The following is a 25,980-nucleotide window of genomic DNA, read 5'->3' on the forward strand; positions in this document are numbered from 1 at the left end:
TATTATAGGGAGAGAGTTTCTTGATTAAAGTTAAACTTATAAAGCATACTGAACAACCAGAAAAAACGGTAGCAATGGCTGCGCGTCTCTGTTATTCTCCTTGTGGAGCAGAAGAACTCGAGGAAAAGATGACTGATGAACAGGTTGAAAAACTCGTTCAAAAAATCATCAGTATGGGTCATGCTTCTACGATGGAACATGTTACTTTTACTTTTGCTATTGAAGGTATTTCTCGCGTACTCAGTCATCAATTAGTACGTCATCGTATTGCATCATATTCTCAACAATCCCAACGTTATGTCAGTGAACATGATTTTGAATATATTTTACCTCCTTCTATTGCTCAAAATCCTCAAGCTAAGGAGAAATTTACTTCTTTAATGGATACAATCCGCAAGACTTATGATGAACTTGCAAATATGAACATTCCTAAAGAAGATGCTCGTTACGTTCTGGCTAATGCTACTGAAACAAAAATTTTAGCAACGTTTAATGCTCGTTCTTTATTGAATTTCTTTTCACTTCGCTGCTGCAATCGCGCTCAATGGGAAATTCGCGAAATGGCTTATTTAATGTTAGCTGAAGTGAAAAAAGTTGCACCATTATTATTTAAAAATGCTGGTGCTTCTTGCGTTCGCACTGGTCGTTGCCCAGAAGGCGCTATGACTTGTGGAAAACTTCAAGAAATGCTTAAATTACGCGAAAAATAATTTTTCAATCCTCTAGCAGGTATTTAATTGTTTGTTATATAATATAGAATAAGAAATGTATTTGCATCAACGTGATAGTTAAATGCTAAAGGAGGAATTTTCATGAAAATTATCTTGGCTGTATTCGTTATGTTGGGCTTTTTAGGCTTTTATGCTAATCCTATGGTTGAAGCTACTGATAATCCAATCAGTGTGGAAAATCATTCAGCTTATACAAAAATCACACCAGAACAAGCTAAAGCTATTATGGATGATGAAACTTCCAACTGTATCATCATTGATGTTCGTTCATTAGATGAATACAATAGCGGTCATATACCAAATGCTGTATCATTGCCAAATGAAACAATCACATCTGATAATCCTCAAGTAACTGCTATTTTACCTGACAAAGACCAAACTATTTTAGTTTATTGCCGCAGCGGTAAACGCAGTAAACAAGCTTCTGATAAATTAGTAGCTCTTGGATATACTAATATTTGTGATATCGGCGGTATTATGAATTGGCCATATGAAGTTGTAAAATAACTCGAAAATTATATTGCTACATTGCATAAAATGCAAATTTATGTGATGTAGTTTTCTTTTATCAGTATCAATAAATAATTTAAAAGGAGAAATTAAATGCGTCCTACAAAAAATAAACCTAAAAATAAAATGTCTACTAAAACTCGTTCAACTCGAAAAGCACCTGTAAATAAACCGGTAAGACCTAAAAAAATGGAATTAAGTGAAGATATCTTATTAGGTAGAAATGCTGTGCGCGAAGCTATTAAGAGCGGTCGTTCCATCAATCGCATTTTGATTGCTGAAGGTTCTCATGGTGGTTCAATTTCAGAAATCATCAACTTAGCTAAAGAACGCCATTTGATTTTACAAAGCATTTCTAGCGATAAATTAGATGCCCTTTGCGCAGGTCAACGCCATCAAGGTATTGTGGCATATGCTGCTCCTGTTGATTATGTAGAACTTGAAGATATTTTAAATTTAGCTAAAGACCGCAACGAAGACCCATTCATCATCTTATTAGATGAATTAGAAGACCCACATAATCTTGGCGCTATTTTGCGTACGGCTGATGCTGTTGGCGCTCATGGTATTTTAATTCCTAAACATCGCAGTTGCCCATTATCTTCTGTTGTTGCAAAAACTTCTGCTGGTGCATTGGAATACGTTCCTGTTGCTCGTATCGGCAATGTAGTACAGACTTTAGATGAATTAAAAAAACAAGGACTTTGGGTTGCTGGTGCTGATATGGACGGCAAAGAAACTTATTACGAAGCTAATTTGACTGGTCCTATCGTTCTCGTCATCGGTAGCGAAGGCAGAGGCATAAGCCGTCTTACAAAAGAAGCTTGCGATTTCATCGTAAATATCCCAATGCGCGGCAAAGTAAATTCTCTAAACGCTTCTAATGCAGCAGCTATTTTAGCTTATGAAATATTAAAACAACGCACTTTACAAAAATAATTTTTAAGGCAATAGATATAATTCTATTGCCTTTTATTTACTATCATCATTTTATATAAATTTAACGTATTATTTGCATAAACTTCATTAATTTTACACCATCAAAAGTCTATAATATAAAAAATCAAATTTTATATTACCAATAAAAATTTAACTTACAATATAAAAATATCCATAACTGCTACTATTTCAGTTTATGGCTATTTTTTATTTTTATTTAGCAATATGTTCTTGCAATGCTTCTTGCCATTTTTCTTGTAAATCTGCTAAGCGAAAGCGTGCATTTGCAGGACTCGTAGATGGCAATTTAAAAAATTGTATCTTAGGATTTTTCAATACTTCTTTATTGTACTTTTTAAAACACTGAAATGATTTACCGCCATTAAAACAAATTCGCACGATATTCGGATATTTTTCTAAAAAAGCAGTGAAATCATTTGCTACTTCATCACAAATAGCACTGTCCAAACTGCCTTCACGCACACATGAATCAATGGAATCCCAAAGTGCAATATGATTTTCTCTGAGCATTTGCAAGCGCCGTTCATATATCGAAGGTATAACACCATCATTGAAAAAAATTGCCATTAGCTTCCAAAATCTATTTTGCGGATGAGCGTAATATTGATTTTGTTCTAACGATTTCACACTCGGCATAGAACCCAATATCAAAGTTGTACAATTTTCATCAACGGAAGGTGCAAAACCTACACATCTTTCCATAAAATCACCTCAAATTAATTATATATCCATGAATTCAACCAAATTGCCATGTTCCTTTATGATTGATACTAAATCTGTTGTTTTAAGCCAAACAGACGCTGTATTACTATTTGGATGAACAGCTATATTCGTATTTTCAAAAACCTTATCTATCACGACTTTTACGATACAATTTTCATCATTCAAAATGCCAAACGGTGTTACTGCTCCTTTTGTCAACTTTAAGATATTCCACATATCTTTTTCGGAAACAAAGCCGAGCGGTCTTGAATTTATTTTTTCTTTCAACGCTTTTAAATTAACTTTTTTATCCTGTGCTACAACAATAATATAATAATTTTTCTTTTTATCATCGCGTATAAATAAATTTTTAGCAATTAAATTCGCTTCTGGTAAATCAAGTGCTAATATCTCATCAATCGTGTATACAGGAATGTGTTCTATCATAGAATAATCAATATTTTTTGCTTGCAATAAATCGATAATAGCTTGAATTTGTTCATTCATAAAAATGCCCCTTTCTAATCTCATTTAAAATATTATACCAAATTAATTAATCTTTTATTCAATCTCTCAATCAGTTTACTATTCTGCTAATGCAAGATATTCTGCGTTATATATTTTTATGATATAATAATATAATTGTATTTTTATATTATTTAAAGGTGTGTTTTTAATGATTTTAACTATAGAAAATCTCTGTAAAACGTATGGAGAAAAAGTTTTATTCAATAATGTAAATTTCAGCTTATCAGACGGCGATAAAGTTGGGATTGTAGGTGTTAACGGCACAGGTAAATCCACTTTTATTAAGGTCATTGCTGGCATTGTACCAAAAGACAGTGGCACTATAACGACTGGCAAAAATACAAAAATATCTTATCTTGAACAAGATAAAGTATTTGAGCCAGAACATACCGTTTTAATGGAAGTATTTAAAGGTACTCAGCCATTAATGCGCGCTCTTTATGATTATGAACTTGCACTGCAAGCCAGTCAAAAAAATCCTCAAGATATAGATTTACAAAAAAAGATAATCACTTTGAGCAGTAAAATCGATGAATTAAACGGCTGGCAACTGGAAAGCGATGCTAAAACTATTTTGACAAAACTCGGTATAATGGATTTTAGTGCCAAGACAAAGACGCTTTCCGGCGGACAACAAAAAAGATTGGCACTCGCTACAGCATTAATACAACCATGTGATTTACTCCTCTTAGACGAACCGACAAACCATTTAGATAGTGAAACGATTGCTTGGCTGGAAGAATATCTACGCAAATTGAAAACGGCTTTAATCATGGTCACACATGACCGCTATTTTCTCGATTCAGTAGCTACAAAGATTTTAGAACTCGATAAAGGTAATTCATATATTTACACGGGCAATTATACGCAATTTCTCGAATTAAAAAATCAGCGTTTAGAACGCGAAGAAGCTTCTGAACAGAAACGACAAAACTTTTTGCGCAATGAATTAAAATGGATTAGACGTGGTGCACAGGCTCGTTCTACAAAACAACGTGCTCGTATTCAGCGCTTTGAGGAAGTAAAAAACCAAAAGGTGAATATCGACCATAGTAAAATAGAAATCGGCATGGCTACATCTCGTTTAGGACGTACAGTCATTGAACTGGAAAATGTAAATTATGCTGTAGATGATAAAACCATCGTCAAAGATTTCACTTATACCGTATTACGCAATGACCGCATCGGCATTTTAGGACCGAACGGCTCAGGCAAAACAACATTATTAAATATAATTGCCGGCAAACTTGCGCCAACTTCCGGCACTGTCACAATCGGTCAAACCGTGAAAATCGGCTATTTCACACAAAAAAATATCGCTATGGATGAAAGATTGCGCCCTATTGAATATATAAAAGAAGAAGCCAATTATTTAACCCTAGCTGATGGCACAAAATTAAGTGCTTCACAACTCATGGAAAGATTTCTTTTCCCTGGTACATTGCAATGGACGCCAATCGCTAAATTATCTGGTGGCGAAAAACGCCGCTTGTATTTACTGCGCATCTTGATGAGTGCGCCAAATGTGCTTTTACTCGATGAACCCACTAACGATTTAGATTTAGAAACCATGTCCATTTTGGAAGAATTCATTGATAATTTCAATGGTGCTATCATTTTCGTATCGCATGACCGCTTTTTCATTGACCGCTTAGCTGATAAGGTATTCGTATACCAAAAAGACGGCAGTTTGCGTCAATATCCAGGTGGCTATTCTTATTATAAAGGCATTGAAGAACAAGAACAGCAAGCCTTACAAGTACAAACACAGCAATCCATGCCTAAAAAAGAAGTTAAACCAGCTAAAACACGCGAAAAAGCTAATGCACCGAAAAAACTTTCTTTTAAAGAACAACGCGAATATGATGAAATAGAAGCCATCATAGCTGAAACAGAAGGCGAATTGAAAGTAGTTCAACTGCAAATGACACAAAACGCTTCTGATTATGGCAAACTCAATGAATTAACTAAAGAAGAAACTCGTCTACAAGAAAAACTAGATTATTTGATGGAACGTTGGGCTTATTTAGAAGAGATAGTTGAACAAATGCAATAAAAATTGTATCAATACAATTTAAAGAAATTACCAAATTTAATTGACTAGGATTAGATTAAAATCTATAATCTTAGTCAATTATTTTTTTTATAATATATTAGTATTGAAGGTGATTTCATGTTTACATCAACAATTTCTCCATTTAACATTTCTCTGCTATGGTTTGGCACAGCTATCTCCATTGCTGAAATCATGACTGGTACACTACTAGCACCACTGGGTATGACTTATGGTTTTTGTGCTATTTTGCTAGGGCATCTTATCGGTGGAATAATTTTATTTTTAACAGGTTTCATCGGCGCAAAATGCAGACTTTCTTCTTTTGAAATCATCAATTCATTTTTTGGTCGTTTAGGAGCTACAGCATTTTCTATATTAAATATCATTCAATTAATCGGTTGGATAACCATTATGCTGATTATCAGTAATGAAGCTATCAATCATTTTACAGACATGCTTTGGCAATTATTACCACATGATTTCTTATGGATAATCGTATTAGGACTTGTACCGTGTATTTGGATATTTTGTAGGGAAAAATTTATTCATCATTTTAATCGATTAATAATCCTTTGTTTATTTCTCGTATCTTTATGATTAGCTTTTAATAGTGTATTCACAGAAAATCCCATTATTCCTTCTGCAATAAGTAATAATATATCTTTTGGATTAGCCGTTGAATTAAATGTTGCTATGTGCATATCTTGGATGCCTGTAATTTCTGATTATACTTGTAAATTAACAAAACATACAAAAGGCACTTTATACGCTGTATTTGCTTATTGTTTCGGTAGCTGTTTGATGTACATCATTGGACTTTCATCCGCCATTCACTTTAATACAACTGATATCTGCGACATTTTTGCTTTATCTGGTTTAGGTATTATCGCACTGCTTGTAATTTTATTATCAACGATTACTACAAATTTTATAGCCATAAATTCCGCTACACTTTGCTTCACTAATTTATTTCACCGCTTTAATTTTAAAATCACTTTCATTTGTATTTGCCTATTCTCCATTTTTCTAGCTTATTTTGTTTCCATGCAACAATATGAAAACTTTTTATACTTCATCGGCGCAATTTTTGCACCATTATTCGCCATTTCATTCTCTGAATTTTTCATATTCCATAACACAAAAATTCATTCCGATAAAATCATCATAAAAAATAATTTATTATGGCTGGTAGGATTTATAATCTATGAAAATTTAATCGATTGCACGACGTTTATCGGCATCACTTTTCCTGTCATGTTAGGCATTGCCATATGTAATATAATAATAAGCTATATCTTAAATCAAACAGCCTTTTCTTTAAAGAAATCATAAAATGAAAGACTGCACTTTAATCTGTACAATCAAAGTGCAGTCTTTTTATTTCTCATCATTTAAACTAGCTAAAAAAATCTTATCTTCTTTAGATAAATCAGCCGTCTTTAATAAATCAGGTCGATTGTTAAACGTTGTGCGCAACGCTTCTTGTCTGCGCCATTTAGCGATTTTAGCATGGTCGCCAGATAAAAGTACTTCTGGCACTTTTAATCCATGATATTCACGCGGTTTTGTATATTGCGGATATTCTAAAATACCATTATAAAAAGAATCCGTCGGCGCTGATTCTCCACTTCCTAATACACCTGGAAGCATTCTGGAAACAGCATCAACAACCACCATGCAAGCCAATTCACCGCCAGTCAAAACATAATCACCAATAGAAATTATTTCATCAGCTAAATTTTGCACAATTCGATTATCATAGCCTTCATAATGACCACAAATGAATATGAGCTGGTCATACTTTGCAAGTTCAATTGCTTTTTGCTGATTAAAAGTCTTACCAGTAGGGCACATGATGACAACTCTGCTATTTTCAATCTGTGTCTTTTCCTTTACAGATTTTATAGCGCGGAAAATAGGTTCTGGTTTCATGACCATACCTGCACCGCCACCATATGGCGTATCATCTACTTGGTTGTGTTTGTTAAACGCAAAATCACGCGGATTAGTGATAGCAATATCTAAAATATTTTTTTCAATTGCTCGCTTAGTTATACTAGCACCGAATACTCCGCCAAACATTTCAGGAAATAAGGATAAAATATCTATTCTCATATCGCTATCATACTTCCTGATTTTCGTCCCAGATAACTTTCATATAGCCATCTTGTATATTGATTTCAGTAACTACTTTTTTAAGTGCTGGAATTAATATCTGTCTGCCGTCTTTTGCTTTAGTGATATAGACATCATTGCTACCTGTTTTTAAAATATCTGTGATTTCACCGAGCACGACATCATCTTGATTGATGACTTCAAGCCCTACGATATCAAATGCGTAATATTCGCCTTCATTTAAACTAGCAGCATCGGCACGATTGATTTTTAGCAATTTATTTGTGAAACGCATTGCATCTTCACGATTATCAACGCTTTTTATCTTCATCACTACAAAATTTTTCTGATAACGTGTTTTAGTGATTTCAATTTCTTTATCATCGACATAAGCTGTTTTTATCGTATTAAAACGTTCTGGAAAATCAGTCAATGGATAAACTTTTATATCGCCGCGTATGCCGTGTGTAGCACCGAATTTGCCGATGATTATTTTTTTATCAGTTACGGATTTCAATGATTTTTCCGTCCTCTATTACAATTTCACTATTCATGACTTCTGGCATTTTATCGCCAACTTTTACATTGAGGATATGATGCATTGTACCTTGGATGATTTCTGCACCTAAACCTAAATGTTTCATATCAGCGATATCTTGTGTTAATTTATCTCTGACTTTTAAGCCTTTTGCTTTATCAACTTCCATGCGCTGTACAACAGCAGCTACTTGCTGAGGATTATCCTGTTCATGTTCTTCAATGAATTTTTTTCTCTGAATATCGATTTTAGATAATTTTAAATTAACTTCTTCGAGTTCTCTATTCATTTTTTCAAGCATTTTGTTTCTAAATTTTTCTGTAACTTTAACTTTAATAGTTACTGGACATTGTAAAGAAATACTTTCCATAATAATGCAATAACCCCTTTGTATTTATATTTTATTCTATTGTACTCAAAAACTCCCCAGAAATCAATCTGAGGAGCTTTATTTATTAATTTTACAATGTATTTAATTAACTGATACCAAAATCTTTGAACAAGCGTTTTACATAACGCCAGCCTTTTTCTGTAGTGCGAATTGCTGCTGGCATGAGTTCTGGATTTTTAACAACCATATTGATGATACGGCGACGGAATTGACGATAAGACGAATCGATATCCATGAAGAAATCTTCCATATCTTTTTGTACAGCCACTTGTGGAATGTTTGCTTCTTTGATTTCACAAGTCGTCTTCGTCATAATGGCTCTATCTGCATAATACGGAATATACGCATTCCAGCCAAATTCATCTAATACCATTTCTTTTATCGCTTTAGCAGCAGTTGCTTCACCATGTACAACGAATACTTGCTGTGCATTATTCATAGTTAAATGTTGAAGCCATTCTTCAATTTGCAGATAATCAGCATGAGCAGAAAATCCATCCATATTGACAATACGAGCTTTTACACTGATTTCTTCGCCCATTACCTTCACTTGTTTAGCACCATCCAAAAGTCTACGACCTAAACTTCCTTCTGCTTGATAACCAACAAATAAAATAGTAGACTCTGGTCGCCATAGATTATGTTTTAAATGATGTAATACACGGCCTGCATCCGCCATACCACTTGCTGATAAAATTATTTTTGAACCAACATCACTATTTAACGCCTTAGATTCTTCTGCACTTTCACACATTCTAAGTTGTGGCATTTCTGGCAATTTATTATGTTTTTTTAAGTAATCAATGGCTTCTTCATCAAAATAATGTACATTCTTAGCAAAAATTCGTGTTGCCTCTACTGCTAGCGGACTATCCACTACAATAGCAGTATCATCAATACGCCCTGCTTTCCAAAGTTTAAATAAATAATACAACATAGTTTGCGTACGTCCCACTGCAAACGAAGGAATAATCAAGTTTCCGCCTCTATCCATAGTATCATTGATTATTTCCGCCAATGAAGTCTCTTTATCATATATTTCATGCTTTCTATCACCATAAGTAGACTCTATTATTAAGTAATCTGCATCTTTTATATAAGTTGGGTCTTTTATAATTGGTTGATCGGGTTGTCCTAAATCGCCAGTAAATACTAATTTTGTTTCTTCACCATTTTCTGTAACATATAATTCAATAATCGATGAACCTAAAATATGACCAGCATCACGATAAACCGCTCTAATCCCATTAACTGGTTCAATCTCTTCATCATAATTAATAGCTACGAACTGTTTTAACGAAGCCATGGCATCATCGATCGTATACAGCGGAGCAATCGGCGTCTTGCCCATACGCTGTCCTTTACGATTTGTAATCTGAGCATCAGATTCTTGGATGTGCGCACTATCTGGTAACATGATATTTACTAAATCACACGTTGCTTTCGTGGCGTAAATACTACCTTTAAAGCCTTGTTTACAAAGCTTTGGTATAAGTCCGCAATGGTCAACATGGGCATGTGTCAACAATACGCAATCAATATCCGACGGAACAAATCTAAAATCATTATAATTCAAATCACGTAAAGTCCTTCCACCTTGAAACATTCCACAGTCAATCAATATTTTATGGTCATTAGTTTCCAATAAATAACATGAACCAGTAACTGTATGTGCTGCACCTAAAAATTGCAAATTCATAAAAATCCCTCCCTACTATATAAAAACTATTTCATTCATTTTATTCTATATTATATATATTCGAAAAATAGCAGATAAATTCCTTTTCTTTAACAGAAAATTCTTTATAAAAAAGTACCTAGTACAATAAAATTATAAATATAAATTCATATTGTACTAAGTACTTGTATATTACCATTTATATAGTATTTTAGCGTTGTTTTACAGCATTTTTACCGAGTAGCTTTTGCAATTCTTTAAACGCTTTATCTGTACCATTTATCCAAAATTCACAATTACCTTTTATCATTTTCTTTGTACTGAGAAAATACATATATACAGGACAATTTCCTGCATATTCATGTAATGTTTCTTTAAGCATTAAGAAATTTTTCTGCGTTTCTTGTTCTGGTTTTAAAATTATGCAATACTCTGGTACATATTCTTCCATGCTGATTACTTTATCGACAATTATCTTCGTTTCATCATCAATATGATTTATTCTGCCGCGCACGACAACAGGCATATCGGGAATGAGATTATTTATATTTTCATAGAAGGATTTCGGGAAAACTGTAGCTTCTATAACACCTGCAAAATCTTCGACTTCTAAAAAGCACATCATATCGCCTTTTTTTGTCGTAACTCGTTTTGCCTTGCGAATAATTCCAGCAAATGAAACGAATTTATTTTCTTTTAAGCCAGATAATTGGTCAATTTTATACAGATGTTCAATTTTTTCTCTATATTCCTCTAATGGATGACCGGTGATATAAAAGCCAGTTATTTCTTTTTCCATATTTAAAAGTTCCATCTTAGGGAATTCATCGATTTTCGGTACATCTATCTTATCGATAAAATTTTCTTCTTCCGAAAAATCGCCGAATAAATCCATCTGTCCACTGGCTAGGTCTTTTTGATGGCGCATACCTAAATCCATTGCTTGGTCTAAAATCGCCAAATACTGCGCACGATTATACCCTAGTGAATCAAATGCACCGCATTTTATCAAATTTTCTAACGAGCGCTTATTTATGCATCTACTGCTCACTCTTGCACAAAAATCTTCTAAAGATTTAAAAGGCCCATCAGTTTCACGTATTTTTACGATTGTCTTCAGTGCATTTTCACCAACACTCTTCACGGCAGCCATACCAAAGCGAATACTGTTTTTATCTACAGTGAAACTATCTCTACTAGCATTTATATCCGGTGGTAAAACTTGTATTCCCATATGCTTGCAAAGTTCGATATACTCACCAATCTTCGTACTCGTCATAAGGCTTGTCAAAATAGCCGCCATAAATTCTTGCGGATAATGCGCTTTTAGATACGCTGTACGCCATGATACGAGTGCATAAGCAGCACTGTGTGATTTATTAAAACCATAATCGGCGAAGTTCAACAATAAATCAAAAATTGTTTCAGCTAATTTTTCATCAATGCCATTTTCCTTTGTACCTTTTAAGAAATTTTCTTTTTGCGACATCAGTACATCGTGTTTTTTCTTACCCATGGCACGGCGCAAGATATCAGCTTGACCAAGGGTAAATCCTGCCAATACCTGTACAATCTGCATTACTTGTTCTTGATATAAGATAACGCCGAAAGTTTCTTTTAAGATAGGCTCTAATGCTGGATGCATATATGTGACTTTTTTTCTGCCATGACGCCCATTGATGAAATCTGTAACCATGCCACTACCGAGCGGGCCAGGACGATAAAGTGCCATAACAGGAATTAAATCAGCAAAATTATGCGGTTGCAAATCCTTAACAAGTGTAGTCATGCCAGCTGATTCCATCTGAAATACTGCACCCGTTTCGCCACGGCAAAGCATATTAGCAGTCTTTTCATCTTCAAGTGGTATCTTATCTAAATCAACGGTTATACCGCGATTATTTTTGATATTTTCCAAAGTATCTGCGATAACTGTTAACGTTCTAAGACCGAGAAAGTCCATTTTTAACAGACCTAATTCTTCAACGCAATCTTTGTCGTATTGCGTGACGAATGTACCTTCAGAAATCTGTATCGGCACATAATCGGTCACAGGTTCTTTAGAGATAACGACACCCGCTGCATGAGTTGATGAATGGCGTGGCATGCCTTCAATATCGCGCGCATAATCTATTAATTGGCGCACCTGCAAATTTTCCTGATAAATTTGGCGCAGTTCTGATGACTCTTGTAGTGCTTTATCGAGTGTTATGCCGAGTTCTTGCGGTACTAATTTAGCGATTTTATCCACTTCGCCATACGGTATATTCATGACGCGCCCTACATCGCGAATAGCACCTTTTGCCGCCATCGTACCAAATGTTATAATCTGCGCAACGTGGTCATCACCATAACGTCTTTTAACGTACTCAATGACTTCATCGCGCCTAATATAGCAAAAATCGATATCGATATCTGGCATTGTCACGCGTTCTGGATTTAAAAAACGTTCAAAAAGCAAATTATATTTGAGCGGGTCAATGTCAGTAATCCCTAAAATATACGCTACAATACTGCCTGCTGCTGAACCACGCCCCGGTCCTACAGCAATATTTTGACTGCGTGCAAAATTTATAAAATCCCATACAATCAAAAAGTAACTGTCATATCCCATGCGATGGATAATTGACAATTCATATTCTAAGCGTTTCTTTATTTCTTCTGTGATATTATCATAGCGATTACTGATTTTTTCTTTACATAATTTGCGCAAATACTGTTCATCAGTCATGCCCTCAGGTAATGGAAAATTCGGCAAATGAAGATGACCAAATTCAAATTCAACATTACAACGCTCTGCAATCTCTAATGTGTTCGTTATTGCCTGCGGTACATCTTTGAATAAATCCAGCATTTCCTTACCAGATTTCAAATAAAAATCATCATTGTTGAACTTCATGCGTTCTTTATCATCGAGTGTTCTACCCGTCTGAATACATAAAAGCACATCATGAAATGTGCTGTCCTCTCTTTTTATATAGTGAATATCGTTCGTCGCCACTAATTTAATACCGTATTTTTGTGCTAATTTTATGAGGCCAGCATTCGATTTTGCTTCTTCTGGAATTTGATGATTTTGAATTTCTAAAAAGAAATTATCCTTGCCAAAAATATCCGCGTATTCCTGTACTAATTTTTCTGCCCGTTCCATATTATCGCGAATAATTGCCTGCGGTATTTCTCCTGCTATACAACTACTAAGACAGATAATCCCCTTGTGATATTGTCGCAAAAGTTCTTTATCTATGCGCGGTTTATAATACATACCTTCTATATTAGCCAGCGATACAAGCTTTATTAAATTTTGATAGCCTTCGTTATTTTCCGCCAACAAAATCAAATGGTAATATCGCGTGTGTTCTACTTCAAAATTATCAAAACGCGATTTCGGTGCTAAATAAACTTCACAACCAATAATTGGCTTTATGCCTTGTTTTTTCGCTTCCTTATAAAAAGCAATTGTTCCGTACATAGTGCCGTGGTCTGTTATAGCCAACGATTTCATGCCCAATTCTTTAGCATAACTCACTAATTTTTTTACACGGCTTGCACCATCGAGCAAGCTATATTCTGTATGCACATGCAAATGTACAAAATCGACTACATCTTTATTATCTATATCCATTATATCTAAATTTTCTAAACTACCCATTATGACCTCACTTCCTTTAAATTCAAATATATATAGATTTATTTTATCAAATTTATATCGCCTTTGTCATTTTGTTTCCCATTTTTATCACTAAAACAAATTTTAGTGAATATTTTTACTTAAAGAATAATTAATGGTATAATAACGATTAGTGTTTATATCATTATAATATTTATAAATGGAGGATAATTTATTTCTTAAATGGACAAATTTGATGACCAATACATGTTATTGGAGCAGTTGTACGAAGACAGTTTCTATCCCGATTTTCTTGTGGATAAATTAAAATATCTCTTGGAGGATTTCATCAATTATCTTGAAACAAATCCAAAAAATCAAGCAGAAGTTGAAGACAAAATCTATGAATTAATCATGAATGTCAATAATTTTCAATATGAGTTTCTCGATAATGATAGCGAATTTGATAATTTAGCACGTGAATGCTTATTGCGCGATTTAGAATATATCTTACATTGGTTTCACTTCCCAATCGATGTAGAAAAAGTTCGCTCCACACGTGAATGGGATTAAATCCATACCTGTTTAAAATTTAAAATCAATTTTATTTATGATATACTATAATCTGCATTAGTAATTTAAATTGGAGGATTGTTTAATGTTATTAACTAAAAAGTCTGTAGAACTACTCGCTCCAGCTGGCAATTGGGAAACTTTTGTTGCTGCTATTGATGCTGGAGCCGATGCTGTTTATTTGGGCGGTAAGCACTTCAATATGCGCATGCTCAAATCAGACGCTAATTTTGATAATGAAACGCTGAAAAAAGCCGTTGAATACGCTCATGCTCATGATGCTTTATTATATGTAACAATCAATAATCTTATCAGCGATGATGAATTACCAGAACTTGAAGAATATCTTAAATATTTAAATGAAATTCAAGTAGATGCAATCTTAATCCAAGATTTAGCTATAGCTCAACTCGTTAAAAATCTTGGACTCAAACTCACTATGCATGCATCTATCATGATGAATTCACATAATAACGCTGCTATCAGTAAATTAAAAGAATATGGCATTCGCCGTGTTGTTGTCAGTCGTGAAATGTCATTAAAAGAACTCAGTGAACTTAAAGCTGCTGATAGAGACTTTGAATTAGAATATTTTGTACACGGTGATATGTGTATCTGCGAAAGCGGTCAATGCATTCATTCCGGTGTGCTTTTCGCTAACAGCAGTAATCGCGGTCGTTGCATGAAAGCTTGTCGCTGGCCGTACAAAATCATGGACGAAGCTACAGGCGAAATCTTACCGACAAAAAATGATGGTGATTACGTATTAGCTTTAAAAGATATGTGCATGTTCCGCAACATTCCTGATTTAATCCAAGCAGGTGTATACTCTTTCAAAATTGAAGGACGCATGCGCAGTGCTGACTTCGTTTCTAATATCGTAAGCATTTATCGCCGCGCTATTGACAGTTATGTAGCTGACCCAATGGGTTATCAGATAAACGAAGATGATTGGAAAAATCTCTATGAAAATCGTGTGCGTGATTATTCCACATGCTTTGCTATGAATAAACCTGGCAGTGAAGCTATCGGTTACAGCGGTAAACGTGAACCACGCTTTTTCAGCTATGCTGCTAAAGAAGCCGATTTAGAATGTGATTGGCTCAAAGATGAAGCACCTATCAAAGCAAAAGACGATAAAAAACCTAAACTCATTGTAAAAGCCGCAACACTTGCACACGCTCGCCAAGCATTACAAAATGGTGCAGACATCCTCATCGTTGGCGGTGAAGTATATCGTCCAAACAAACCATGGACTTTAGCTGAAATCGAAACAATTCTCGATGAAGCCCATGAAAAAAATGTCAAAGTAATCGTTAATACACCACGCACTACATTAAAAGACCAATGTAGTGAACTTCAGCAATTATGCCGTGATTTAAATGAAATTCAGCCTGATGGCATCATGGCAGGAAATTTAGGCGCAGCTAGCATAATTTATGATTGCACAGCTATTCCTGTTTTTGCTGACCACAGCTTTAACTTATTCAATCACGTAGCTACACAATTTTTACAGGAAAATGGTATCGTTGGCGCTACAGCTTCTTATGAAATGCCATATCCACAAGTGCGCACACTCATAGAAAACAGCGCTATGCCAATCGCTATAACAGTTCATGGTAATGTAGAAGCTATGATTAGCGATAATAACATTCCTGCTATGAACTTGCATTATAATCCTCTTGAAAACCCTGATTTAAATGATAAACATTTCGCTTTAGTCGATACAATCGGTGGTAAACACTCCATGCGCATGGACCAACTCAACCGCTTGCATATCTTATTCACACATGATTTATGCCTCTTACCGTATATCGATAAATTAATGGGAGCTGCTGCATGGCGCATTGAAGCTCAAGATTATACACCAGAATTGACTGGTTTATTGACAAATATCTATCGCCAAGTAATCGATGGAACTTTAGCTGACAAAAATGAAGCTCTCTCTAAAATTCAAAAAGAAAGCCCTCGTCCACTTGGCATCGGCGTTTATCGTCATAAAAAATCTTATTAATATAGCATTATTGTGCTAGTATAATCACAGCCATAAAATAGCCGTAGTTTTTATTAACTACACGTTATTTTATGGCTTTATAAAATCTACTGGCATAATACATAATATATTTATCAAATGAAAGGAAGTTTTGTTTATGGCTGAATATATTGGCCCTGAAAAATGTCTAGAAAAAAAGAAAAAATACATCATTCCTTGTCTTGGTCATTTCTTTGCCAATCCACCTCAATTTGTAAAAGGTTCTATGCAATACCTTTATGACCATACTGGTAAAAAATATTTGGATTGCTTTGCTGGCGTATCCGTTATCAACTGCGGTCACTGCAATCCAGAAATAACTGATAAAGTAGTAAAACAAGTGCAAACACTTCAGCACGTTTGCAATATTTATTTAACTGAAAATATCTATAATCTCGCTGAAAAATTAGCTCAAGTTACACCAGGTCGTTTACAAAAATCCTTCTTCTGTTCCACTGGTACAGAAGCCAATGAAGGTGCTTTATTATTAGCTAATATCTACAATGGTAAAAGCGAAATCTTAGCACTCAGAAATGGTTTACACGGCAGAACAAAACTCACTATGGACGTAACTGGTATCGGCATGTGGAGAACTGACCCAAATCCTATCGGTGGCATTCACTTTGCACCAAATCCATATTGCTACCGTTGCCCACTTGGTAAAAAATTCCCAGAATGCGATTATGCTTGTGCTAATGCAGTAGAAGACATAATTAGTTATGCAACATCTGGTCAAGTTTCTGCCATGATTTGTGAAGCTATTCAGGGCAATGCTGGTATCGTAGTTCCTCCAAAAGGATATTTCAAACGCTTGAAAGAAATCCTTGAAAAACACGATATTTTGCTCATCATCGATGAAGTTCAAACAGGTTTTGCCCGTACAGGTAAGATGTTCGCTATTGAAAATTTCGATGTTGAACCAGATATCATGACTATGGCAAAAGCACTCGGTAACGGCGCACCTATCAGTTGCTTCATCTCTCGTCCTGAAATCGCTGATAAATATACTCGCCCAGGTGCTTCTACACTCGGTGGCAACCCAGTATCCACAACAGCAGGTATCGCAGTTCTCGAATACATCGAAAAACACAACCTCATGGAAAATGCTAAAGCTCGCGGTGAACAACTCCGCCAAGGCTTGCGCGAATTGCAGAAAAAATATCCAATCATCGGCGATGTTCGTGGCTTAGGCTTAATGACTGGTGCTGAACTTATAAATACAGATAAATCCCCAGCCCCAGACAAAGTTGATTTCGTTGTAGAAACAATGAAAGACCGCGGCTTCCTCATCGGCAAAAATGGTATCGCTAGAAATGTTCTCGCATTCCAGCCACCACTCATCATTACAGAAGAAAACATCAATGACTTACTCAACAATCTCGGCGATGTTTTAGCTCTTGTTAAATAAAAATTACACGAAGGTGAAGTTATGGACTTATTACATGAACTTACATTGGCAATGATAAAATATTATCAGGGCGACCCAAAACGAATTCAACATTTCATCAAAGTACACAGCTTCGCCCAATTAATCGGCATTGGCGAAAAACTTGATGAAAAAACATTATTCACATTAGAAACTGCTGCACTGACACATGATATCGGCATAAAATTAGCTGAATCAAAATTCAACAGCACTAACGGAAAATTCCAAGAACAAGAAGGCCCTGCTCCAGCTAAAGAAATGCTGACAGAATTAGGCTTTGAACAAGATGTAATCGACCGCGTATGCTATCTTATAGCACATCATCACACTTATACAAATATCGATGGCATCGACTATCAAATTCTCGTTGAAGCCGATTTCCTTGTAAATTTATATGAAGATAATTTGCCAAAAAAATCTGTAGAAACAGCACTACAACGCATTTTTAAAACAGAAACTGGTATATCTTTATGTAAAACAATGTTTGATATCTAAAATCTAAAAAACTGCACCTAAAAGTTAGAAATAAAACGACTTTAAAGGTGCAGTTTTTTTTTTTAATAAATACCTTATTTGAATAAAAATAAAATCTCTATATGGATATTATGAAAAAATATTTTACATAGTTTTTACATTTATTTTACTTATTTCTACTAGAAAGCTATACTCACTTATTTATATAATTTAAGTAGCAATTAAGTAAATTTCGTTTTGAATTTATGGGTAAAAAAATTAATTTGGAGGAATAACTCAATGGGTGAGGGTTTGAAAATTGCTTTTGAATTATTAGGTGGTTTAGCATTATTTATCTACAGTATGAATATGATGAGCCAAGGTTTACAAAATATGGCTGGAGAAAAAATGCGCTATGTACTCAGCGTATTGACTAAAAATCCAGTTGTAGGTGTATTAGCTGGTGCATTAGTTACATGTGTATTACAAAGCTCTAGTGCAACAACTGTAATGGCTATCGGTTTTGTCAGTGCAGGTTTAATGAAACTGCCACAAGCAATTTCCATTATTTTCGGTGCTAATATCGGTACGACAATGACAGCACAGTTAATCGCTTTTAAATTAAGTGACTATATTTGGCCAATAGTATTCATTGGTTTTGTAGTTTATTTCTTTGCTAAAACAGAAAAATTAAAAAATATCGGTCAAACAGTATTTTTCTTTGGTTTGTTATTTGTCGGTATTGAAATCATGGGTTCCACTATGAAACCTCTTGTAAATGCGCCAATTTTTACGGAGCTTATAGCAAATGTTCATGATAACCCAATTTTAGGTTTATTATTAGGAACAGTTATGACTGTTATCGTACAAAGCTCTAGTGCTACAATCGCAGTATTACAAAATTTCGCTTCTCAAGCAGGTGTAGATGGCAATAGTATAATTGGTCTTCAAGGTGCATTGCCAATCTTATTAGGAGATAATATCGGTACAACAATCACAGCATTATTAGCATCTATCGGTCAATCTAAAAATGCAAAACGCACAGCTGTAGCTCATAGCGTATTCAATATCACAGGTAGTATTTTATTCTTATGTATATTACCGTTGTTTGCTCAATTTGTAATGTATATTTCTCCAGCTGGTCCAGAAACTGCTGTAATCTCTCGTCAGATTGCCAATGCTCATACTTCATTTAATTTAATCAATACATTATTATGGTTGCCACTTATTCCATTAATGGTTAAAATAGTTTGTTTCATTGTTCCTGATAAAAAACCAGGTTTATCTACAAAACAGGTTGAATCAGAAATCGCTTAAAATAAATAAATAACATAAAATGCACTCTAAAAGTTAACTATAAAAACTTTTGGGGTGCATTTTTTTATAATCCAAAATAATAAATTAAAAAGGACTTAGTCCCATATAAGAACTAAGCCCCAATCAGTAATCTAATTAAATTAATATTCTATTAGATTATTCATCTCCGCCAAACATAGCAAGTATCATCTGAATAAGTCTCAAGATTTCAATGTAAAGCCATACAAGAGTTAAGAGTAAACCAAATGCACAGAAATATTCCATGTATTTAGGTGCGCCATAACTTACAGCTTGTTCTATATTGTCAAAGTCTAACAAGAAATTAAAAGCTGCAACACCAGCGATGATAAAGCTGATAGCTATGCCAAAAATACCACTTGTTGGCATTAAATGGAAACCAAACAATGAAGCAATGATATTAATAAAATAGAAAATTGCTACAGCACCCGTCATGCTGATTATAACAGAACGAACTTGGTTAGTTACCTTTATGATTTGTGCTCTCCATAAAAATAACATCAAGAACATAGTTGCTAAAGTGATACCTACAGCGATTGCAGAAATGCCAAAATACATTCTTTCAAATTGCGCTGAGATTATACCGAGTACAGCACCTTCAAACACTGCATAGCCTGGTGTAGTCATAGCAGCTATTTGTGGTTTAAAGCAAGTCACTATTGTAAGTACTACGCCCACAATCATGCCTAAAACCAATATACCATACGCTGCTGGTGAACCAGCAAGATACATACCAGAAAGAACGGCAGAAATGATAGTTACGAGTGTAAGACCGAAAGCTTTTGTAAATGTTCCCTTCATGGTAGCCGGAGAGTCAACATATTCGGCAGTCGGTCTGCTGATTATTTTCATAGCAGGATTTGCCATATAAAAGTCACTCCTTAAAAATATAAAATTATTATTTGACTTATTGACTATTATACCATATATCGCTATTAAAATATAGGTAATAACCGTCTTTTTCATATTAAATTTTGATTAAAAATCAATATATTTTAATTATATACCAGTTTATTAGTTAAAACATCAGATAAACTAGTGGTTTTAACTGTATTCACAATAAAAAACAGACGTTTATATATGCTGTTCTTGCTAAATCATTTTTATAATATTATGCCGAAAATCATCATTATTATACCCGCACTTTCCAAAGATTTTATTTTCAGATTAAAAAATGTCGTATCTATAAAAGCCGTAAGCAGTAATCCGAACGCACTGAACAGGAAACAGGCTATGCTTATAGGAATTTTGACAACAGCCCTTCTCAGAACAATAAGCAAAAGCATAAAAATATAATTTTCCATACATTCCTACGTGATGAAAAAATTCATTACGGAAGTTCCTGTTATTTCAAAAGCAACTGCCAAAAAAAGCATGTACTAAGCAGTTGTTTTAACCATATTATTCACTTCCTTTTCTAAAATCAGCACTAAAACTAAGGATTTTCAGTTTCTATACTCATTTTAAACTATGGTGTAAAACTATAGTCAAGCTAAAAATGTCAATAAATCAGGATTTTTATTGACATAATTGAGAATATGTGTCAAAATCATTTTGTGAAGATATTATTTTTCATGTGTGTTTATATTAGAAGCTGTTTAAGGAAAAGTTTTCTATTAATAAACAACGGAGATGATTATGATGAGTACGAAAACTCTGGTACTGATTAGACATGGAGAAAGTATCTGGAACAAAGAAAATCTGTTCACGGGCTGGACGGATGTCGATTTGTCGGCAAACGGCGTGAATGAAGCTAGAGAAGCGGGCATGCAGCTAAAAAAACTGCACTATGAATTTGATATCTGCTATACTTCATATTTGAAAAGAGCTATTCACACTTTGAATAATGTGCTTGAACAGCTTGACATGGAATGGCTTCCGGTAATAAAAGTATGGGAACTCAATGAACGCCACTACGGGGCACTGCAAGGCCTGAATAAGGCAGATACCGCCGCTAAATACGGTGAACAGCAGGTAAAAATATGGCGCCGTTCTTTTGATGTGAAACCGCCGCTGCTGGATAAAGATGACGAACGCAATCCAGTCTGGCAAAAAGCCTATAAAAACGTAGATAAAAATAAACTGCCGCTGGCGGAAAGTTTAAAGGATACGATTGCACGTGTCGTACCATATTTTCTGGAAAATATAAAACCGCAGCTCGACAATGATAAAAAAGTACTCATTGCGGCGCACGGCAATTCACTGCGGGCTTTAGTTATGTATCTGGAAAATATTTCCGAAAAAGATATTGTAAATCTCAATCTGCCTACAGGTGTGCCGCTTGTTTACCATCTGGATGACGATTTTAAAATTCTGGATAAGCAGTTTATCGGCGATGCAGTTGTTATTGCGGCAAAAATGCAGAAAGTGGCAAATCAAGGTAAAAAATTAAATAATAGATAAAAATACGTTTAACAGCAAAAAAATGCAGCTATCCGTTTTAAGGATAACTGCATTTTATTTTTATTTATTCATAAGAAAGCCGCGTTTCGGCATTAAAATTCTCGCACTGTTCAATACGACTGCAAGTGTCGCCGTATTATGAATAATAGCCGCCACAAGCGGATTTATCTTGCCGAGCGCACCGAGCAGCATGGCCGCTGAATTAATCGTAATCGTCGCCGTGAAATTCTGGCGGATTAGACGCATGGTATTCTGACCGAGTTCCAGCGCATCCATCAGTTTCGTCGGATTATCCGAATTTATCGTGATATCGGAGGACTCTACGGCAATATCGGTACGGCGGCCGCCGAGTGCCACCCCTACATCGGCAAAAGCAAGTGCCGGTGCATCGTTGATACCGTCGCCCACCATCAACACATGGCCGTTTTTCTGCAGGAAGTTGACGATATTCGCCTTGTCTTCCGGCAGTATTTCGGCAAAATAGCTGTCAATGCCCATTTTCTGCGCAACGGTTGCCGCAACGTCCTTGCTGTCGCCCGTCAGCATGACGATTTCGTCAATACCGTGGCGGCGCATCTGATTGAATGTCTTTTTCATCTGCGGACGGATTGGGTCATTGATGACGATGACGCCCATTAATTTATTGTCGCGCGCTACGTATAAAATATTGTAGCCTGCCGGTATTTTTCTGTCCTCGAAACTGTCCAATCCGCTTACATTGCGGTCTGTCATGAAATGACGGCTGCCTACGATAATATTGCCGCCCTTAAAACCTTCAAAATCCGCTACATTTGCTTCCATGCCGTGCGCTACAACCGTATCGGAGTTTATATGGTCCGGCACCTGCCAGCCTTTTTCCTCTACATAATTCTGAATGGCTACGGCGAGCGGATGAACGGAATGGATTTCCGCCGAAGCCGCCAAAAGTATCATTTCTTTTTCACATACGCTGTCGACCGTGTGCACTGCGGAGATTTTCGGTACACCGATAGTGATTGTACCCGTTTTGTCCATTACGACCGTATCAATATCGGCAAGCGCTTCAATATAGTTGCCGCCTTTAATCAGTATACCCTGTTTTGCCGCCGTAGCCACAGCCGCCGAAATCGCCGTCGCCGTGGATAACTTAAGACCGCAGGAAAAATCGATGAACAGCAGATTGAGCACTCTCTGCCAGTCGCGCGTTGCGCCGTAGACGATTGCCGCTCCGATAAATGAAATCGGCACGAGCATATTCGCCATTCTGTCAGCAAAATTCTGCACCGGTGCACGGCGGGTCTGAGCATCTTCTACGAGATGAACGATGCGGGCAAGCGACGTATCGTCGCCGACTTTCTGTACCAGAACCGTAAGCTGCCCTCCCTGTACGACTGAGCCGGCATAAACGGGGTCTTTTTCGCCCTTCATGGCAGGGTTGGACTCACCCGTAATCGAAGCCTGGTCAATCGCCGCATTGCCGCTTAATACCGTACCGTCGACACAGATTTTTTCACCCGTATGCACGGCAATCACATCATTTACTTTCACCTGTTCAATCGGCACTTTTTCTTCATGACCGTCATCCGCCACGCGCCATACAAACTGCTGGTCAAGCTTGAGCAGACTGGAAATATGCTTTCTGGCACGTTCGGCCGCATAAATGGTAAGCATTTCCGCCACATTGGAAAGCGTCATAAGACTGAGGCTAGACTCCGGCTTGCCGGCAAGGACGGAAGCTATGACGGCTGTAGATGTAAGCGTATCGGCATTCGGCTGACCGTCCTTTATCAGCCCTTCAATGCCGCTTTTTATCACATTGCGCGCAATGCCGAGCACGAACAGGCTTCGTACAATTCTGAGACTGATATACGCCTGCGGCGCGAATTTCTTCAAAGCCTGCAGCCCAACAAAACCGACGAGCGATATAATGGCGTCCCGCTTATACGCCTGCAACTCCTCGCTGATATTTTTCTGTGCCGGCACTTTCGCGTTATCGGCAGGAAGATTTATATTATAGCCCATAATTCTGCAAATTGCCGTTTTATCGACATCACCCTTATAAAAAACCTGTACGGCATTCGGATAAAATCTAAGCAGTACGACATTTTTCACGCCGTGCATTTTCAGTTTCAAACTGTTTCTCTGCACTAAATTCAAGCGGTTAGCCAAAGGAAACTGATAGAAATTCAATGTTACTTTATCCATTATTTACCAAGTCCTCTCAAAATGGAAAATGCCCACCAGAGCATCTGCGGTCCGTTCGGTCGCTGCCCCATCGTCATGACTTTTCGAAGACCTCTGATGATGAAAAAGCCTGCCACGGCTACGCGCAAATCCATCAAATTGCCCGTTTTCGTCTTAATCCACAAATTTATTTCCCGTATCAGATTTAAAAGTATACAGCCGATTTGAGTCGTGGCATTGCCGCCCATTGCCATAAGTTTATTGCCGATATTGAATACACGCTGTTTAAGCTGAGTGAAAATATCGTCCATGACATTTTCAGCGCAGCTGTATAAAATAAGCAGGCTTCCCGTGTTTACATTCGCTGTTACCTGCTTTATAAACGGCAGTTCATTTAATTTGACGGTTATCAGTTTTGCCAGTTTTTCATTGTTTTTCAGCGCGTTGATATAATAACGGCGACGCCCCTTTATCGCATGAGCCAGACGCACCGACTGCTCCTCGATTTCCTTATTAATATAATTTATCTCCTTGCCCAGCTGTTCAAAATTAAAACCGGAGGAATTATTATTTTTCCCCTGATTGCCCTGAGCAAAAAATTTAAGCAACTGCTGACCTATCGTAAGCCCGATGGCCATTCCCGAAGCATAAGACATATTCTGCACCTCTTATCTTTTTACATGAGTTTTTACGTATATTTCCATTTCACATAAATCTTTATTATTTTTTATATTTTCCGGACGGTATTCAATGAGCACGGAACCTGAAATAATATTAATGGTAAATTTATCCAGTTCCGGATATTTAGCCAAAGACTGTTCCACTTTCAACTTTAATTGCGGATTATTGATTAATGCCCTGCTGTATATGCGGATACGCCCCGGTATATAAGATGCCACTTCCACGGATTTCAAAAACCATTCCATTCTCGTGGTCGGTATGCCCACTGCTTTTAATATATTCACTTTTTCCAAACCTTTCTTTGCATTGTTTTTCATATTTTTGCGGTATTGATAAGCATGAACCAAAGACAGTGCCGTCCACGCCACGCCGAAAGCCGTATGCAGTCTTTTGCCGCCGACAAACAGCGAAGCTACAGTTCCCGCCATGCCGACAGCCAGCGGAATTCCCAATCTGAGATTTTTCACAAGCTTTCCTCTCCTTTCAATACATACATTCTAAAAAAAGGAGTGTTAATAAAAACACTCCTTTTCCGCCGTAAAAATTATTTAGCTGCTTGAGCCTGCTGAGCTGCAATCATGTCTTCTAATTCTTCTTTCTGGCGTACAAGTTCAGCCATGGAAACATCCGCCTGTCCTTCGGCGATTGCCGGCTGTGCCTGCTGAGCGCGGCTTTGTATGAATTTGTAACCAAATGCACCGGCTACAACGCCAACAGCTAATCCTATCCAAAAATCAGTTTTCGTAAACATATGAAAGACTCCTTTATAATATATATTAATAACGCTTTAAAAGCATTATTTCCAGATTGGATATTACAGAAATATCAGGCATTCTTTTTCGTATCGGTTTTCTTGTCCATGCTGTCGCAGCAGTGGCAGCCGCTAGAACAGCCGCAGCTGTCGCCGGTTCCGCAACTGTCGCACTTGCCGCTGGAAAAATTGCGGTAAACGCGTCTTATACCGAAACAGAAAAGCACAACAATAATGGCAAATATTACCCAAGTAGCGATATCACCTGTCGTCATAATAAAAGCCTCCTCAAAATGCAAATATAAGGGAACACTACGGCTCCCCTATATTCTATCATATAATCC

The 25,980-nt window shown here is 36.3% G+C and carries 25 protein-coding genes; 13 read left to right on the forward strand and 12 right to left on the reverse strand.

Annotation, left to right across the window (positions count from 1 at the left end; genetic code table 11):
* The first annotated feature begins 23 nt into the window (after positions 1–23).
* The 3 genes from thyX (at position 24) to rlmB (ending at position 2,180) form a co-directional block, all read left to right on the forward strand.
* On the forward strand, positions 24–710 hold the full coding sequence (thyX, locus tag CKV65_RS04110; protein WP_027890694.1) for an FAD-dependent thymidylate synthase: 687 nt from the start codon (positions 24–26) through the stop codon (positions 708–710).
* A gap of 102 nt (positions 711–812) precedes the next feature.
* Entirely contained in the window at positions 813–1,238 is a 426-nt protein-coding gene (locus CKV65_RS04115) for a rhodanese-like domain-containing protein (RefSeq protein ID WP_027890695.1), read from the forward strand.
* 192 nt (positions 1,239–1,430) lie between these two features.
* Positions 1,431–2,180, forward strand: coding sequence for a 23S rRNA (guanosine(2251)-2'-O)-methyltransferase RlmB (gene rlmB / locus CKV65_RS04120; protein ID WP_027890696.1), 750 nt, complete (start codon positions 1,431–1,433; stop codon positions 2,178–2,180).
* 213 nt (positions 2,181–2,393) lie between these two features.
* Here the strand turns inward: rlmB and CKV65_RS04125 are convergent, their stop codons facing one another.
* Together CKV65_RS04125 and CKV65_RS04130 are read right to left on the reverse strand one after the other, a co-directional pair.
* Positions 2,394–2,903: a DNA-deoxyinosine glycosylase gene (locus CKV65_RS04125; RefSeq protein ID WP_027890697.1), complete on the reverse strand. Its 510-nt coding sequence runs from the start codon at positions 2,901–2,903 to the stop codon at positions 2,394–2,396.
* 18 nt (positions 2,904–2,921) lie between these two features.
* On the reverse strand, positions 2,922–3,410 hold the full coding sequence (locus tag CKV65_RS04130; protein ID WP_027890698.1) for a prolyl-tRNA synthetase associated domain-containing protein: 489 nt from the start codon (positions 3,408–3,410) through the stop codon (positions 2,922–2,924).
* Positions 3,411–3,579: 169 nt separating this feature from the next.
* Here CKV65_RS04130 and CKV65_RS04135 point away from each other — a divergent pair, with 169 nt between their 5' ends.
* From CKV65_RS04135 to CKV65_RS10910, 3 genes are all read left to right on the forward strand, one after another.
* Complete coding sequence (locus CKV65_RS04135; RefSeq protein WP_027890699.1) at positions 3,580–5,487, forward strand: ABC-F family ATP-binding cassette domain-containing protein; 1,908 nt, start codon at positions 3,580–3,582, stop codon at positions 5,485–5,487.
* A gap of 117 nt (positions 5,488–5,604) precedes the next feature.
* Positions 5,605–6,084, forward strand: coding sequence for a cytosine permease (locus tag CKV65_RS10905; RefSeq protein ID WP_231922713.1), 480 nt, complete (start codon positions 5,605–5,607; stop codon positions 6,082–6,084).
* Positions 6,085–6,195: 111 nt separating this feature from the next.
* Positions 6,196–6,819: an SLC5/6 family protein gene (locus tag CKV65_RS10910; RefSeq protein WP_231922714.1), complete on the forward strand. Its 624-nt coding sequence runs from the start codon at positions 6,196–6,198 to the stop codon at positions 6,817–6,819.
* A 45-nt stretch (positions 6,820–6,864) separates the two neighbouring features.
* On the opposite strand, the gene trmD is transcribed toward CKV65_RS10910, so the two are convergent.
* From trmD to CKV65_RS04165, 5 genes are all read right to left on the reverse strand, one after another.
* Positions 6,865–7,602: a tRNA (guanosine(37)-N1)-methyltransferase TrmD gene (trmD, locus tag CKV65_RS04145; RefSeq protein ID WP_027890700.1), complete on the reverse strand. Its 738-nt coding sequence runs from the start codon at positions 7,600–7,602 to the stop codon at positions 6,865–6,867.
* A gap of 7 nt (positions 7,603–7,609) precedes the next feature.
* Complete coding sequence (gene rimM / locus CKV65_RS04150) at positions 7,610–8,119, reverse strand: ribosome maturation factor RimM (protein ID WP_027890701.1); 510 nt, start codon at positions 8,117–8,119, stop codon at positions 7,610–7,612.
* Positions 8,103–8,510, reverse strand: coding sequence for a YlqD family protein (locus CKV65_RS04155; RefSeq protein WP_027890702.1), 408 nt, complete (start codon positions 8,508–8,510; stop codon positions 8,103–8,105). Before CKV65_RS04155 ends, rimM begins: the two co-directional genes overlap by 17 nt.
* Positions 8,511–8,616: 106 nt before the next feature.
* Entirely contained in the window at positions 8,617–10,230 is a 1,614-nt protein-coding gene (locus tag CKV65_RS04160; RefSeq protein WP_027890703.1) for an MBL fold metallo-hydrolase, read from the reverse strand.
* Positions 10,231–10,420: 190 nt separating this feature from the next.
* Positions 10,421–13,861, reverse strand: a complete 3,441-nt coding sequence (locus tag CKV65_RS04165) for a DNA polymerase III subunit alpha (protein WP_422730537.1) — start codon at positions 13,859–13,861, stop codon at positions 10,421–10,423.
* Positions 13,862–14,062: 201 nt separating this feature from the next.
* Between CKV65_RS04165 and CKV65_RS04170 the strand changes: the two genes are divergently transcribed.
* The 5 genes from CKV65_RS04170 to CKV65_RS04190 all read left to right on the forward strand — a co-directional run bounded on the left by CKV65_RS04170 (position 14,063) and on the right by CKV65_RS04190 (position 19,620).
* Positions 14,063–14,392: a DUF5713 family protein gene (locus tag CKV65_RS04170; protein ID WP_027890705.1), complete on the forward strand. Its 330-nt coding sequence runs from the start codon at positions 14,063–14,065 to the stop codon at positions 14,390–14,392.
* Positions 14,393–14,477: 85 nt separating this feature from the next.
* A complete protein-coding gene (locus tag CKV65_RS04175) occupies positions 14,478–16,406 on the forward strand; it encodes a peptidase U32 family protein (RefSeq protein ID WP_027890706.1) in 1,929 nt (642 codons plus the stop codon).
* A 136-nt stretch (positions 16,407–16,542) separates the two neighbouring features.
* Positions 16,543–17,832 (forward strand): aspartate aminotransferase family protein, encoded by a 1,290-nt coding sequence (locus CKV65_RS04180; RefSeq protein ID WP_027890707.1) that lies wholly within the window; start codon positions 16,543–16,545, stop codon positions 17,830–17,832.
* Positions 17,833–17,853: 21 nt separating this feature from the next.
* Positions 17,854–18,345: an HD domain-containing protein gene (locus CKV65_RS04185; RefSeq protein ID WP_027890708.1), complete on the forward strand. Its 492-nt coding sequence runs from the start codon at positions 17,854–17,856 to the stop codon at positions 18,343–18,345.
* 258 nt (positions 18,346–18,603) lie between these two features.
* On the forward strand, positions 18,604–19,620 hold the full coding sequence (locus CKV65_RS04190) for a Na/Pi cotransporter family protein (RefSeq protein WP_027890709.1): 1,017 nt from the start codon (positions 18,604–18,606) through the stop codon (positions 19,618–19,620).
* Positions 19,621–19,776: 156 nt separating this feature from the next.
* On the opposite strand, the gene CKV65_RS04195 is transcribed toward CKV65_RS04190, so the two are convergent.
* On the reverse strand, positions 19,777–20,505 hold the full coding sequence (locus CKV65_RS04195) for a Bax inhibitor-1/YccA family protein (RefSeq protein WP_027890710.1): 729 nt from the start codon (positions 20,503–20,505) through the stop codon (positions 19,777–19,779).
* A 771-nt stretch (positions 20,506–21,276) separates the two neighbouring features.
* On the opposite strand from CKV65_RS04195, the gene gpmA reads away from it, so the two are divergent.
* A complete protein-coding gene (gene gpmA / locus CKV65_RS04200) occupies positions 21,277–22,041 on the forward strand; it encodes a 2,3-diphosphoglycerate-dependent phosphoglycerate mutase (protein WP_331715173.1) in 765 nt (254 codons plus the stop codon).
* Between the two features lie 60 nt (positions 22,042–22,101).
* Here the strand turns inward: gpmA and CKV65_RS04205 are convergent, their stop codons facing one another.
* The 4 genes from CKV65_RS04205 to CKV65_RS04220 all read right to left on the reverse strand — a co-directional run bounded on the left by CKV65_RS04205 (position 22,102) and on the right by CKV65_RS04220 (position 25,636).
* A complete protein-coding gene (locus CKV65_RS04205) occupies positions 22,102–24,225 on the reverse strand; it encodes a heavy metal translocating P-type ATPase (protein ID WP_027890712.1) in 2,124 nt (707 codons plus the stop codon).
* Entirely contained in the window at positions 24,225–24,860 is a 636-nt protein-coding gene (locus CKV65_RS04210) for an HMA2 domain-containing protein (RefSeq protein ID WP_051177650.1), read from the reverse strand. Before CKV65_RS04210 ends, CKV65_RS04205 begins: the two co-directional genes overlap by 1 nt.
* A gap of 12 nt (positions 24,861–24,872) precedes the next feature.
* Positions 24,873–25,352, reverse strand: a complete 480-nt coding sequence (locus CKV65_RS04215; protein ID WP_081654878.1) for an HMA2 domain-containing protein — start codon at positions 25,350–25,352, stop codon at positions 24,873–24,875.
* A 77-nt stretch (positions 25,353–25,429) separates the two neighbouring features.
* A complete protein-coding gene (locus CKV65_RS04220; RefSeq protein ID WP_027890714.1) occupies positions 25,430–25,636 on the reverse strand; it encodes a hypothetical protein in 207 nt (68 codons plus the stop codon).
* Positions 25,637–25,692: 56 nt separating this feature from the next.
* Between CKV65_RS04220 and CKV65_RS10855 the strand changes: the two genes are divergently transcribed.
* On the forward strand, positions 25,693–25,941 hold the full coding sequence (locus CKV65_RS10855; RefSeq protein ID WP_155909600.1) for a hypothetical protein: 249 nt from the start codon (positions 25,693–25,695) through the stop codon (positions 25,939–25,941).
* Positions 25,942–25,980 lie beyond the last annotated feature (39 nt).

Origin of the sequence: Megamonas hypermegale, assembly GCF_900187035.1 — a bacterium.
Lineage (GTDB): Bacteria > Bacillota > Negativicutes > Selenomonadales > Selenomonadaceae > Megamonas > Megamonas hypermegale.